13 protein-coding genes are annotated in these 13,584 nt (G+C 69.8%); 4 read left to right on the top strand and 9 right to left on the bottom strand.

The features are described 5' to 3' along the window. Positions 1-136 precede the first annotated feature (136 nt). The 3 genes from sodC to NS3_RS00330 all read left to right on the top strand — a co-directional run bounded on the left by sodC (position 137) and on the right by NS3_RS00330 (position 3,451). Positions 137-835, top strand: coding sequence for a superoxide dismutase[Cu-Zn] (sodC, locus tag NS3_RS00340; protein ID WP_067852106.1), 699 nt, complete (start codon positions 137-139; stop codon positions 833-835). A 17-nt stretch (positions 836-852) separates the two neighbouring features. Beyond that, positions 853-2,004, top strand: a complete 1,152-nt coding sequence (locus tag NS3_RS00335) for a glutamate--cysteine ligase (RefSeq protein WP_067852104.1) — start codon at positions 853-855, stop codon at positions 2,002-2,004. Positions 2,005-2,092: 88 nt separating this feature from the next. Beyond that, entirely contained in the window at positions 2,093-3,451 is a 1,359-nt protein-coding gene (locus NS3_RS00330; RefSeq protein ID WP_067852102.1) for a phosphatase PAP2 family protein, read from the top strand. A gap of 13 nt (positions 3,452-3,464) precedes the next feature. On the opposite strand, the gene mnhG is transcribed toward NS3_RS00330, so the two are convergent. The 9 genes from mnhG to NS3_RS00285 all read right to left on the bottom strand — a co-directional run bounded on the left by mnhG (position 3,465) and on the right by NS3_RS00285 (position 12,898). Continuing rightward, entirely contained in the window at positions 3,465-3,815 is a 351-nt protein-coding gene (mnhG, locus tag NS3_RS00325; RefSeq protein ID WP_067852100.1) for a monovalent cation/H(+) antiporter subunit G, read from the bottom strand. Then, positions 3,812-4,072: a monovalent cation/H+ antiporter complex subunit F gene (locus NS3_RS00320; protein WP_067852099.1), complete on the bottom strand. Its 261-nt coding sequence runs from the start codon at positions 4,070-4,072 to the stop codon at positions 3,812-3,814. The genes mnhG and NS3_RS00320 overlap by 4 nt, the downstream gene beginning before the upstream one ends. A gap of 12 nt (positions 4,073-4,084) precedes the next feature. After that, positions 4,085-4,651, bottom strand: coding sequence for a Na+/H+ antiporter subunit E (locus NS3_RS00315; protein WP_245649426.1), 567 nt, complete (start codon positions 4,649-4,651; stop codon positions 4,085-4,087). 14 nt (positions 4,652-4,665) lie between these two features. After that, positions 4,666-6,267 carry a Na+/H+ antiporter subunit D gene (locus NS3_RS00310; protein ID WP_067852095.1) on the bottom strand — a complete coding sequence of 534 codons (1,602 nt, stop codon included), beginning with the start codon at positions 6,265-6,267 and terminating at the stop codon, positions 4,666-4,668. Then, positions 6,264-6,644 carry a Na(+)/H(+) antiporter subunit C gene (locus NS3_RS00305; protein WP_067852093.1) on the bottom strand — a complete coding sequence of 127 codons (381 nt, stop codon included), beginning with the start codon at positions 6,642-6,644 and terminating at the stop codon, positions 6,264-6,266. The genes NS3_RS00310 and NS3_RS00305 overlap by 4 nt, the downstream gene beginning before the upstream one ends. Further along, complete coding sequence (locus NS3_RS00300) at positions 6,641-9,607, bottom strand: Na+/H+ antiporter subunit A (protein WP_084494917.1); 2,967 nt, start codon at positions 9,605-9,607, stop codon at positions 6,641-6,643. Before NS3_RS00300 ends, NS3_RS00305 begins: the two co-directional genes overlap by 4 nt. 211 nt (positions 9,608-9,818) lie before the next feature. After that, the gene (locus NS3_RS00295; protein ID WP_067852090.1) at positions 9,819-12,101 is read right to left on the bottom strand and encodes an AAA family ATPase; all 2,283 of its coding nucleotides are present in this window, start codon (positions 12,099-12,101) and stop codon (positions 9,819-9,821) included. Positions 12,102-12,206: 105 nt separating this feature from the next. Continuing rightward, positions 12,207-12,524, bottom strand: coding sequence for a hypothetical protein (locus NS3_RS00290; protein WP_067852089.1), 318 nt, complete (start codon positions 12,522-12,524; stop codon positions 12,207-12,209). A gap of 113 nt (positions 12,525-12,637) precedes the next feature. Further along, positions 12,638-12,898, bottom strand: a complete 261-nt coding sequence (locus NS3_RS00285) for a hypothetical protein (protein WP_067852087.1) — start codon at positions 12,896-12,898, stop codon at positions 12,638-12,640. A gap of 195 nt (positions 12,899-13,093) precedes the next feature. Between NS3_RS00285 and NS3_RS00280 the strand changes: the two genes are divergently transcribed. Next, positions 13,094-13,546 carry an SRPBCC family protein gene (locus tag NS3_RS00280; protein WP_067852084.1) on the top strand — a complete coding sequence of 151 codons (453 nt, stop codon included), beginning with the start codon at positions 13,094-13,096 and terminating at the stop codon, positions 13,544-13,546. Positions 13,547-13,584 lie beyond the last annotated feature (38 nt).

Genomic DNA, 13,584 nt, shown 5'->3' with positions numbered 1-13,584 from the left:
GTCGAGCGATCCCCGGCACGCGGGCGCGCGGCCCCGCAACCGAGCGGCGTGGCGGGCGTGGCATCATCGTGACCGGTAACGGAATGTGTCCACCCAGCTTTACTCGTAAACTCGGTACTCGTAAAGGAGTTCCCCGATGGCCTCGTCCACAACTCGTCGCCCGTCCTGGCGGACTGTGACCCCGGTGCTTGCGGTCGCGGTCTTCGGCCTCGCCGCCTGCTCGAACAGCCAGGAGTCCAGCGACGTCAAGGGAACGACGCCTCCGGTGTGGACCGGCGCTCCCGCGCCCGCGGGCACGGGTACGGGCGAGGATCACGGCACCGGCACGGACTCCGGTGCGCACGAGTCCGCAGGCGCGACCGCCGAGCTGAAGGACCCCTCGGGCTCCTCGGTGGGCACCGCGACGTTCGCCGAGGAGGGCGGCCACCTCGTGGTCACCGTCGAGGCCCGCGGTCTGCAGCCCGGCTTCCACGGCCTGCACCTGCATCAGGTCGGCAAGTGCGAGGCCAATTCGGTGGCCCCGACCGGCGGCCCGGCGGGCGACTTCCTCTCCGCGGGCGGGCACCTGCAGGTCGGCGGCAACAACGCGCATCCGGCCAGCGGCGACCTGACCTCGCTGCAGGTGCGTGCGGACGGCTCGGCGGAGCTGGTCACCACCACCAGCTCGGTGACCCTGGACGAGATCAAGGACAAGGCCCTGATCATCCACGCGGGCGCCGACAACTTCGGTAACATTCCTGATCGATACCAGCGTGAAGGGGGCGCCGGTCCGGACGCCACCACGCTGGCCACCGGCGATGCGGGCGGAAGGGTTGCCTGCGGCGTCGTCCAGTAGCCGGACGGGGGATCGAGATGGCCGGGTCGGTCGGGGTAGTCCAGAACATCGAGTTCGGGGGTTCCCCCCGGCCGACCATCGGGATCGAGTGGGAGATCGCGCTGGTCGACAAGGTCACCAGGGATCTGTCCAATACCGCCGCGGCGGTCTTCGACGCCGTCGGTGATCTGCGGGCCTGGGACGGCACCCCGCAGATCACCAAAGAACTGCTGCGCAACACCGTCGAACTCGTCACCGGTGTGCACGAGACGGTGGGCGGTGCGGTCGAAGATCTCAGCTCGACGATGAACCAGGTCCGCCGCGCCGCCGACGGACTCGGCGTCGATCTGTTCTGCGCGGGAACCCATCCCTTCGCCCAGTGGTCCACCCAGCAGCTGACCCGCTCGCCGCACTACGACGAGCTGATCGAGCGCACCCAGTGGTGGGGCAGGCAGATGATGATCTGGGGCGTCCACGTCCACGTCGGGGTCTCGCATCGGGAGAAGGTGTTCCCGATCCTGAACGCGCTGCTGACCTCCTATCCGCATCTGCTGGCGCTGTCGGCGTCCTCGCCGATGTGGGCGGGCGCGGACACCGGCTACGCCAGCAATCGCACACTCATGTTCCAGCAGCTGCCCACGGCCGGCCTGCCGTTCCAGTTCGAGAACTGGGGGCAGTTCGAGCATTTCGTGCACGACGCGACGAAGACCGGGGTGTTCGACCACCTCGGCGGGCTGCACTGGGACATCCGGCCCGCGCCCAAGTGGGGCACCATCGAGATCCGCATCTGCGACGGCGTCCCCTCGCGCGCGGAGCTGGCCGCTCTGGCCGCGCTCATCCACTGCCTGGTGGTCGATCTGGACGCACGGGTGGAGAACGGTGAGCAGTTGATCAACCTTCCGCCCTGGCACGTTCAGGAGAACAAGTGGCGGGCCGCGCGTTACGGGCTCGACGCCATCGTCATCACCGACGCCGACAGCAACGAACGGCTGGTGACCGACGACCTGATGGACCTGCTGAACCGGCTGGAGCCGACCGCGAAGAAGCTCGGTTGCGCGGACGAACTCGCCGCCGTGGCCGAGATCCCGAAGCGCGGCGCGTCCTATCAACGTCAGCGCAAGGTGGCCGCGGCCGCGCAGGGTGACCTGGTGGCGGTCGTGGACGCGCTGGTGAAGGAACTCGATCAGTGACCGGTTCGTGACCGGTCGCTGACCGGCGCACCCATCGGTGGCCGGTTGTTCAGTCGCCCGGCGATGCGCCGTTCACCGCCCGTTTACTATGGGCGACGTGCTACTCGAGAACCCGAATGCCACAGACGAACACGCGGCGCGGGGAACGCTGCCGCCCCGTCTCGGGCTGCGGATCGTTCTCGCCGGTGTGCCGCTGCTGTTGATCGCCTTGCAGTTCGTCGCGATGCGCGGCGGTTTCGAGGGGCCGCTGGAGAGCCTGTGGAAGGACTACGCGGGCACCCCGAAGTCGATGTCGGTGCCGTGGGCCGGACTGCTGCTGGCGCTGGTCGGAATCTCCCTGCGGCGCAGGCTGATCGCGGTGGGCGCGGCGGTCGCCATCGACCTGGTGGCGGCGGGGGCGCGGCTGGCGGCCGGTGAGCCGCCCACGATCGGCAACGGTCCGGTCCTCGTCCTCACCGCGCTCGCGCTGATCGCCTGGCTGCGCTGGCGCGGCATCGAACGGCGCAATGCCTTGCACGCGGCCGCACTCGGCGCGCTGCTCATCCTGGCGACCAAGGTCGGCGACGTGTGGCTGAGCCTCACGGTCGCGGCCTCGCCCGAGGTCCTCGACGAGTACGTCGTGCTGGCCGACCACGCCCTCGGCGACCCCTCCTGGGTGATGGGCCGCGTGCTCGACACCCTGGGGCCGGTGGTCTACGCGGTGCTGCACTGGGTCTACATCGAGCTGCCGGTCGCCGCGATCGTGGTGGCGGCGTGGCAGTTGCGCCGGGTGGTCGATTCCGGTCGCTGGCCTGCCCACTATCTGGTCCGCACCTTCCTGGTGCTCGGCCTGGTCGGTCCGTTGATCTACATGTTCTTCCCGGTCGTCGGCCCGATGTTCGCCTACGGCGCGGACGGGCAGGGATTCCAGGTCGGCAACTACTGGCCGGACATGGTGCCGCCGATCGATCGCAGTCCGGAGGCGATGCCCTTCGACGAGGCGACTCCGCGCAACTGCGTGCCGTCGATGCACACGGCATGGGCGCTGGCGGTGTTCCTGCACAGCCGTCGAGACGCCGACGGCTCGCCCGCACCGCGCGTGCTGCGCTGGGGTGGCACGTTCTGGCTGGTGGCCACGCTGGTCGCGACTCTCGGCTTCGGCTACCACTACGGCGTCGACCTGGTGGCGGGCGCGGTGCTGTGCCTGACCGTGGACTCGGCGTTGCGCGATCCCGCGCGTGGCTGGGGCGCGTTCCGGGTGCGTCTGGTCGCAGGCGGGGCCACGCTGCTGATCGCGCAACTGCTGGCCTACCGCTATCTGGCGGTGGAGATGGCCGACCATCCGGTCCTGGCAGGCGGGATCGTGCTGGCGCTGCTGGCGGGGATGGTCGCGGCATACCACGCGACCTGGTTCGCCAAGGGGCAGCGCGAGGACGTCACCGGCGAATCGGTCGCGGCCGCGCGCTGAGCTTCGTGCGTGTTCAGGGGAGTTCGGGGCCGTCGAGGGCGTTGCCGAGTTCGTTGACGCGCAGCAGGCCGTCACGGTGACGTTGCTCGCGATAGGCGGTGCGGCCGAGCAGATGGGCGATCACCGGGGCGGTCAGCAGCGTGAACATGCCGACCAGGGCCAACAGCCAGATGTTGCCGCGGCCGTAGAGATCGATCGCCGCACCGAAGAGCACCAGGACCAGCCCGACGATCTGCGGTTTGGTGGCCGCGTGCATACGGGTCAGCGAGTCGGGGAAACGGACGATCGCGATGGCGGCGGTGAACGACAGACCGGAACCGCCGAGGATCAACAGGCCCGACAGCGCGTCGCGGACAATGCTCATCGGTCGTCCCTCACTCGGAATCGGGTGACGGCGGCCGAGCCGAGGAAGCCGACCAGCGCCAGCGCTATCGCCGCAGGCAGCACCGTGGTATTTCCGGTGTAGGCGGCCCACACCGCCAGGCCGGAGGCGAAGATCGCGGTCAGCGAGTCCATGCCGACCATCCGGTCCAGCGTGCTGGGCCCGGCGAGTATGCGGTAACTGGTGATCACGGCGGCGGCCGACAGGAGCACGGCCGCGATGGTCATGACGACGGTCATATGCTCACCTCCTCATCGTTTGCGTAGGGGCGGCTTCGGGACCGACCGCTCGAAGGCGATGATCAACAGCCGCTCGAGGGTGCGGGTCTGCCGGTAGAACTTCTCCACGGCCTTCTCGCTGCCCACGTCGAGCACGTGCACGTAGACCAGGCAACGGGCCCGGTCGATCTCGAGCACCATGGTGCCGGGGATCAGGTTGAGCAGGTCGGTGGCGAGGACGAGCACCAGGTCCGAGCGAGTGCTCAGGCCGACCCGCAGCACACCGGAGACCGGCGGCGGTCCTGGCCGGAGCGCGAACCAGGCGATCTGCAGGCTCGACTCGATCGCGTAATAAGTGCCGATGACAATCGCCTGGACGATCGCGAACGGTTGGAACCGGCCGGTGACCGGCATCTTCGGTAGCGGCAACGCGATCATGACGATCGTGCCGACGGCGAGTCCGGCCAGCACATTGGCCACGCTCAGATCGCCCCACAGGGCGGTGTAGACCACGGCCAGCCACAGCAATACGCCGACGCGGACCAGTCGCTCCCGGCTGGGCTGCCACCACGGTCCGGAGGACTGCTCGGCGGTGCTCATGGCTTCGACGTCGGTCATCGGTACTCCTGCGGATCGCCCAGCACAGCGCCGGTGTACACGCCCGGATCACGTAGTTCGACGGCGGCTCGATCGGCGATGCCGAGGATGGGGCCCGCCAACACCGTCATGGCGACGCCGACGGCGATCAGGCCCGCGGTGGACAGCAGCATCAGCGCGGGCATCCGGCCGGGATCGACGCGCTCGTCGTAGAGCACATCGGTCGAGTCCTCCACCAGTGTGGGCGGTCGCGCCGCCGCGAGGTGCCCCTCGGGGGCTTCGGCGCGTGGCCGCCAGAACGCCTTCGCCCACAGCAGCGCCACCACGTAGAGGGTGAGCAGGCTGGTGACGACCGAACCGGCGACCAGCACCCAGGCCAGTACGCCGCCGTCGTCCGCGCCCGCCTGCAACAGCGCCACCTTGCCGATGAAGCCGGAGAACGGCGGGATGCCGCCCAGATTCAGCGCGGGCACCAGGTACAGCAGGCCGAGCAGCGGACTCGCCGCCGCCAGGCCGCCGAGTCTGCGCAGCGAGGTGGACCCGGCCTGGCGCTCGATGAGACCGGCGACCAGGAACAGCGCGGTCTGCACGAGGATGTGGTGGGCGACGTAGTACACCGCGCCCGCCATACCGGCGGCGCTCGACAGCGCGACGCCGAAGATCATGTAGCCGATGTGGCTGACGAGCGTGAACGACAGCACTCGGCGGATGTCGCTCTGCGCGATCGCGCCGAGGATGCCGACCAGCATGGTCAGCAGGCCGCAGACCATCAGGATGGTGTCGAAGGCGCCGTCGGGAAAGAACAAGCTGTTGGTGCGGATGATCGCGTAGACGCCGACCTTGGTGAGCAAGCCGGCGAACACGGCGGTGACCGGGGCGGGCGCGCTCGGGTAGGAGTCGGGCAGCCAGTTCGACAGGGGGAACACAGCCGCTTTGATGCCGAAGGCCACCAGCAGCACCGCGAACGAGGCGGTCCGCACGCCCTCGGGGATCGCTTCCAGCCGCACCGCCAACTGGGCCAGATTGACCGTGCCGGTGGTGGCGTAGACCAGGGCGATGCCGATCAGGAAGATCATCGACGAGAGCATCGAGACCATCACATAGGCGATGCCCGCGCGGATGCGTTCGGTGGTCGCGCCCACCGTGAGCAGCACGAACGAGGCGGCCAGCAGGATCTCGAACCCGACGAACAGGTTGAACAGGTCACCGGCGAGGAAGGCGACGCAGATGCCCGCGGTCAGGATGAGATAACTCGGACGGTAGATGGAGGTCGGCTGGCGGTCGTCGCCGTCGCGGATGTTCTGGCCCGCACCGTAGATCGCGACCGCGAGCAGCACGATGGACGAGACCAGCAGCATGCTCGCCGAGAGCCGGTCGACCACCAGAGTGATGCCGATCGGGGTGTCCCAATTGCCCACCTGCAGCGCGGTCGTGCCGTCGCGGTCGGCCAGGTACAGCAGCAGGCCGGAGATGACCACGATCGCGGTGAGCGCGACGAGCATGACGGTGCCCTGTACGCGCGGGCTGCGGCCGAAGATCAGGCACAGCGCGGCGGCCAGCATCGGCACCAGTACCGGCAGCGGCGCCAGGACGGTGATGAGGTCGGCGGAGAGGGTCACTGGTCGGGCTCCTCGCCGTCGCGGCGCGCGGCGATCTCCGCGTCGTCCTGGTCGGTGGGCACGTCTTCGGTGGTGGTCAGGCGGTAGGCGCGATAGGCCAGGGTCAGCACGAACGCGGCCAGGCCCATCGTGATGACGATGGCGGTGAGCACCATCGCCTGCGCCAGCGGGTCTGCCATCTCCTCGGTCTCGGCCCCGGAGCCGAGAAACGGTGGCTCACCGCTCGGGCCGCCGACGGTCAGGATGAGCAGGTTGACGGCATTGCCGAACAAGAGCATCCCGAGCAGCATGCGCGAGACCGCTCGTTCCAGGATCAGGTACACCCCGCACGCGGTGAGCACGCCGATGATGATCAGAATCGTCAGATTGGCACTCATCGGTGGGCGCCCTTCGTGTCGCTGTCGGTGCCGGCGATGCCGTTGCTGTCCGAGCGACCGTTGGTAGCTGTTCGGTTGCCCGCGGTGGTGCCGTTGGCTCGGGTGTCCTTCGAGGTAGTCGTGCCGTTGGCAGCTGCGACGCCGGCGGCGACGGCCGAGGCCTCGGCGCTGGAAGCCGTGTCCGGCAGTTCGAGGTCCAGGCGGGCGCCGAGGCTGCGCAGCACATCCAGGACCAGGCCGACCACGATGAGGTAGACGCCGAGATCGAAGAACAGCGCGGTGACCAGCTTGATGTGGCCGAGCACCGGCAGGGTCACCTCGATGATCGCCGAGGACAGCGGCGGGGCGCCGAGCAGCAGCGAACTCACCGCCGTGCCCGCGGCCAAGGTCAGGCCCGCGCCGAGCACGTGCCCGGCATCGACCGGCAGCGCCTCGCCGAGTTCGTACCGGCCACCGGCGAGATAGCGCAGGGTCAACGCCAGGCCCGCGGTGAGACCGCCCGCGAAGCCGCCGCCGGGGGCGTTGTGCCCGGCGAAGAAGAAGTAGATCGACAGCACCATGATGGTCGGGAAGACCAGCCGGGTGGTGACCTGCAGAACCATCGAGCGCTCGCGGCGGTCGACCAATCGTCCGGCGGGCAGCCAGCTCACCGCGTCGGGATCGTAGTTCGGCGAGTCGGCCGCACGGGGCGCGCTGCCGAACCTCCTGGTGCGGAACACCAGCGAGGCCACGCCGGTCGCGGCGACGATCAGCACCGTGATCTCGCCGAGGGTGTCCCAAGCCCTGATGTCGACCAGCAGCACGTTCACCGCGTTCTTGCCGCCGCCGAATTCGTAGGCGGCCTCGGGAATCAGCTTCCAGATCGGTTCGGCCGAGCGGGCGGCGACCGCGAACCCGGTCAGCACCGCCACCGTGACGCCGACCAGCACGGCCAGGATCGCGCGGCGAGCTTTGAAGGCGACCTCGCGGCCTGCCTCGATCTCGGCCGGGAACCCGCGCAACACCAGCACGAAGACCACCAGCGTGATGGTCTCCACCAGGAACTGGGTGAGCGCCAGATCGGGCGCGCCGTGCAGGGCGAAGATCAGGCCGCAGCCGTAGCCGGTGGCGCCGACGACGATGACCGCCGCCAGCCTGTTGCGCAGCACCGTCGCCGCCAGCGCCATCATCACCATGATCGCGCCGATGACCACCTGCAGCGGGTTGTCCCACAACCGCAGCTCGACGCCTGCGCGGGTGCCGAAGGCGAGCAGTGCGGCGGGCAGCAGCACCAGCGTGACCAGGATGGTCGCCTGACTCAGCGGCAGCGAACCGCGCTGCACCGCTCCGGTCATCCGCAACGACAGCGTGGTCATGCCGCGCAGCGTCGCGTCGTAGGCGCGGTCGGCGTTGCCGAGCAGATGGTGCTCGGTGTCGACGATGCGTCCGCGCACCAGGAACAGCGCGGCGCCGCCGGCCACCACGATCACCGTGAGCCCGAGCGCGAGCGTGACACCGTGCCACAGCGCCAGGTGGTCGTGCAGTTCGCCGGGCAGCGTGCGGGCGTAGGGCGCGAGCAGCTCGTCCATCCAGGGCGCGGCGAGACCGGCGGCGAGGCTCGCCACCGCCAGCAGGGCAGGCGCGACGACCATCAGCCGGCCGGGGCGATGCCAGTCCACCGCCGGCACATCCGCTTTGTCGGCGAACGCGCCCCAGACGAAGCGGGCGCTGTAGCCGACGGTCAGCGCGGAGCCGACCACCAGCGCGGCGGTCAGCGCGATCCGCGCCGGGTCGGTGAGAATGCCCGCCTCGGCGGCGGCGGTGAGCGCGGCTTCTTTTCCGACGAAGCCGAACAGCGGCGGGATGCCCGCCATACTCAACGCGGCCGGCGCGGAGATCCACAGCAGCCGGGGTTCGCGTCGACCGAGTCCGGTCAGTTGGCGCAGGTCGCGGGTGCCCGCGCTGTGGTCGATGATGCCGACCACCATGAACAGAGCTGCTTTGAACAGCGCGTGCGCGACGATCATGGCGACTCCGGCCAGTGCCGCCGCGGGCGTGCCGATGCCGACCAACACGACGATGAAGCCCAGCTGGGAGACCGTGCCGAAGGCGAGTACCAGTTTCAGGTCGGTCACCTGCAGCGCGCGCCACCCGGCCAGAATCATCGTCACCGCGCCGAGGGTGAGCACGATCGGATGCCACAGCGGGTAGTCCGCGAACGCGGGTGCCAGGCGGGCGACCAGATACACGCCGGCTTTGACCATCGCCGCCGCGTGCAGATAGGCGCTGACCGGGGTGGGCGCGGCCATCGCGCCGGGCAGCCAGAAGTGCAGCGGCACGATCGCGGACTTGCTCAGCGCGCCGACCAACAGCAGCACCACCGCCACCGTCACCGCCGTCCCGCTGGGCGGCTCCGGCATGGCGATGATCTCCGAGAGCCGGTAGGTGCCCGCGGTCTGGCCGAGGATGATGATGCCGACCAGCATCGCCAGGCCACCGGAACCGGTGACCAGCAGCGCCTGCAACGCCGCGCGCCTGCTCGGCCTGGCGGTGTTGTGCCCGACCAGCAGGAACGACAGGACGGTGGTGATTTCCCAGAAGACGAACAGCACCAGCATGTTGTCGCTGACGACCAGGCCGAACATGGCGCCGGCGAAGGCGACCAGATAGGCGGCGAACTGTCCGAGCGCGGGTTCGTCGTCCTCGAAGTAGCGCGTGCAGTACAGCAGCACCAGTGCGCCGATGCCGAGCACGAGCACAGCCATCACCGCGGCCAGCGAGTCGAATCGCAAGTCGAAGTCCATGGAGATGCTGGGCGCCCATTCCAGCCGGACCTCGCTGGTCGTACCCCATGCGGCGACAACCCAGCCGAGTGAGAGAAAAGGCACGAGAGCGAGCGCAGCGAAGGCTCGGCGACCCCACATCCGCACGCATACGGGCGCGACAAGCGCGGCACAGGCGTGTGCGAGCAGAATTATGAGCAAAACTGCACTCCGTCGGGTAGTAGCGGCGGGGTGTTTGTGTATTCATCCTATGTGGCGCAGTCGGCGCGAATGCGGGTGGGTTGACTCTTCTTGGTGTATCGGCTGGTCAATCGGGGTAATCCGATGGCCTTCATCGCACCGCCCGCACCCCGGAGTGGCACGTTCGTGCTGGACTCCGCGGGACGCCGTGTCGCGACGGCGAGGAACCCGCTCAGCCGCGCACGTCGGCGTAGCGGCGCAACGACTCCACCTGGGCCGGATCCAGGGACGGATTGACGGCTCGGCGCGCCGTTTCGACATCGCCTGCGGTCACATCGGCGGTGTTCACATCGCGTCGCATGGCGGCCAGCGCGGCCTCCCGCAACAATGCAGCACAGTCCGCGGCGGAGTAACCGGTGAGGTCCTCGGCCAGTGCGGCCAGATCCACATCGGCGGCCAGCGGCACCGACTTGCCCGCGGTGCGCAGGATCGCCAGCCGGGCCTGCGCGTCCGGCGGCGGCACGAACACCAGCCGTTCCAGGCGGCCGGGCCGCAGCAGCGCGGGGTCGATGAGTTCGGGGCGGTTGGTCGCGCCGAGCACCACCACGTCGCGTAAGGGTTCCACGCCGTCGAGCTCGGTGAGCAGCGCGGCCACCACCCGGTCGCCGACGCCGGAGTCGCCGGTCTGACCGCGCCGTGGCGCGAGCGCGTCGACCTCGTCGAGGAAGATCAGCGACGGCGCGGAGTCACGGGCCCGCTGGAACAGTTCGCGCACCGCGCGCTCGGAGGAGCCGACCCATTTGTCCATGAGTTCGGCGCCCTTCACCGAATGCACGCTGAGCTGGCCGGAACCGGCGAGCGCGCGTACCAGGAAGGTCTTGCCGCAGCCGGGCGGACCGTAGAGCAGCACCCCGCGCGGCGGCTCCACGCCGAGACGGGCGAAGGAGTCGGGGTGGTGCAGCGGCCACAGCACCGCCTCGGTCAGCGACTGCTTGGTCTCCACCATGTCGCCCACGTCGTCGAGGCCGAGGCTGCCGATCGCCAGCTCCTCGGTACCCGAGCGCGACAGTGGGCGGATCACCTCGAGTGCCCCGAGCAGATCGTCCTGGGTCAGCTTGGGCGCAGTGCCCTGCCTGCTGGCTCGCGAGGCCGCCCGCAGACCGGCTTCCCTGGCCAGTGCGGCCAGATCGGCGATCACGAAGCCGGGCGTGCGCGCGGCGATCGCGTCCAGCGCCAGCTCGCCGGTGGGCACCTTGCGCAGCACCTGTTCGAGCAGCGCCCGGCGCACCGGCGCGGTCGGCAGCGGCAGCGCGAGTTCTCGATCGCACAGATCGGGGCCGCGCAGCCGGGCATCGACCCGGCCGGGGTGCGCGGTGGTGGCGAGGAACGCCACCCCGGGGCCGGAGATGGCGGCACGCAGCTGATCGAGGATCAGGGTGGCCACCGGCTCGGGTTGCTCGGGCAACAGCGCGTCGATATCGCTGATCAACAGCACGCCGCCCTGCCCGGAACCCACCTCGGCCACCGCGGCGGCGACCTCGCGCAATCGGGCGCCGCTCTCCGCCGCGCCCACCGTGGGGCCGTCGAGTTCGATCAGCCTGCGCGGGGCTGCCACCGCGCGTGCCAGCGTCGCCTTGCCGACACCGGCCGGTCCGGTGATCAGCACACCCAAGTGCGCGGACGCGCCGAGAGCCCTGAGCAGTTCGGGTTCGTCCAGCGACAGGCTCAGCCATTCGGACAGCTTGGCGGCCTGGGCGTGCATACCGGTCAGATCCTCCACCGGAATCGGCGCCTCGCCGGAGGTCGAGCGGTGGACCGCGGCGGCCGAGCCCGCCGATTCCACGCCGGTCCCGGCGAGACCGGGTTCATGGGATACCGCTGCCTCGGTGCCCCCGCGCGAGCCACGACCGCTCGGGCCGCCCACCGCGGCTCGGTCGGCGGCCTCCCGCGCGGCGACCGCGCCCGCCGTCCACGACACCGCGGTATTCGGCTGCACGCTGACCGGGCCCGGCGCGGGATCGACGGCGGTCACCGTCAACAGTTCGGTGGTCCAGGCGATGCCGAAGGTGCGCGAGAGTGCCTGTCCGGCGGTCGAGGTGGGCATGTCGGGACCGAGGTCGCGGGGTAGCAACGACACCGCGTCGCCGACGGTCACCACCTTGCCGAGCAGGGCCTGGCGCAGCGTCGCCGCGGGGATGCTGCGGGTGGCGTGCGCCGATCCGCTCAGCACGACCTGGCGGGCGCCGTGCACGACGGCCGGCGCGACGACGACGGTCTGGTCCTCCTTGATGCCGGCGTTGGACAGCGTGACGTCGTCGAGCAGCGCCACCCCGGGGGGAGTGCCCACAGGCGTCAGCGCGACGACGGCCGCGGTGTGCCTGGCCCCCGACAGCGCGATCCCGTCCCACTCGCGCAATCCGAGGGCGGTCAGCGCCTCCGGGTGCAGCCGCACCACCCCGCGTCTGGCGTCGGCGGCGGACGGATTCAAGCGAGCGGTGAGCGCCAGTTCTGCCACTGTGCCATTCTGCCCGCTTCCCGGGAGTCCGCCATCGCGCCTGCTGCGGTCGCGCGGACGGTCGCCCTTCCGCTCGATTCCCGGGGTTCCGCCGGCGCCACGGAATTACTCGGCGGCCTGCTTCGTCAGCCCCGCAGCCTCGGCGACGGTCTTTTCCGCGTTGGACTCCGACAAGCACACCAGCTTGGCGGTGCCGAGAGCGACGTTCGGGCTGCCCGAGTACTGGCTGTCGGGGTTCTCGGCGAGGATCGCCTCGACCACGGCCTTCTCCGCCTCGGTGTCGAGGGTCTTGAACTCCGCGCAGGTGATCTGCGTGGTCTTGTCCGCCGAGTCGGCTGCCTCGCCGGAATCCGAACCGCCACAACCGGAAAGGGTCAGGGTCAGCGCCGCTGCGGTGGACAGGACGACGGAAAATCGCTTCATGCTCGTTCTTCCCGGGGGTGCCATCAGGCGCCGGAGCCTCCGGCGCGATCGCAGAGCCTACCGGCGGGTACCGCGGGAAGTGGCACGGGTCGCGATGTCAGGGGAGAGCGATCTCAGGGGAGGGCACTGTCGTGCGGGCGTGCCGATGCGGATTCCGGGTCGAGGGTCATCCGGTGTTCGAGGACCAGGGCGAGTTCGGTGGGGGTGAGCAGGCGTTCGAGGCGCTCTTCGTCGGTGAGCGGGGCGGTCCGAGGTGCGGCGGTGGTCGGCGGCGCCGCGGCGGGGTCCACGGAGCGGCGGTCGTCGGGTCCGATCAGCGGCAGCGGTGGGACGCGGTCCGGGCGGCGGCGGTGGAGCAGGGAGCGCAGATTCACGGCCTGATCACCTCACTCGAATAGGTGGGATGCTGAGGGTTGTCTCATCGGGGTTGTTCATCGGTATCGGGATGCCCGTTGTCGCAACGCCTCTGCCGTGTCGTGCCGATTCGTGACGCAAATGTCTTCGGGACGTGGCGTGGAACACGCCGTCTAGGATGGCCGGGAACAGGTTCGTCGAGCACGGAGGTACTCATGGCCGAAAACCTCGAAGCAACAGTCGACATCATCGCTCCGCCCGAGCGGGTCTGGCGGGTGGTCTCCGACCTGGACCGTATGTCGGAATTCAGCCCGACGACTCGGCGCATGAAGACGCTGGGCACGCCGAAGGCGGGCGCCTGGACGGTCAACTGGAACAAGAAGGGCTGGAAGGTCTGGCCGACCAGTTCGCGCATCGTCTCCTACGATCCCGAACGCGAACTCGCCTTCCGGATGAACGAGAACGGCACCACCTGGAGCTTCACGCTCGAGCCGACCGCGACCGGCACCCGGCTCACCCAGCGCCGCGACGCCTCGGCGGGGGTGCCCTGGCCGATCCGCAAGGCCATCGACGTCTTCTTCGGCAGCGAAACCTCTTTCGAGAAAGACCTGGTCGGTGGCATGACCACCACGCTCGCCCGGATCAAGGCCGCCGCCGAGACGGCGTGATCGTTCGGCTCCGCGGCTGATTCCGGCGCGGAGCCTTT

Origin of the sequence: Nocardia shimofusensis NBRC 100134 (genome assembly GCF_001613125.1) — a bacterium.
Lineage (GTDB): Bacteria > Actinomycetota > Actinomycetes > Mycobacteriales > Mycobacteriaceae > Nocardia > Nocardia shimofusensis.
The sequence above is the reverse complement of the archived record's forward strand: the minus strand, read 5'-3'. Positions and strand labels throughout refer to the sequence as shown.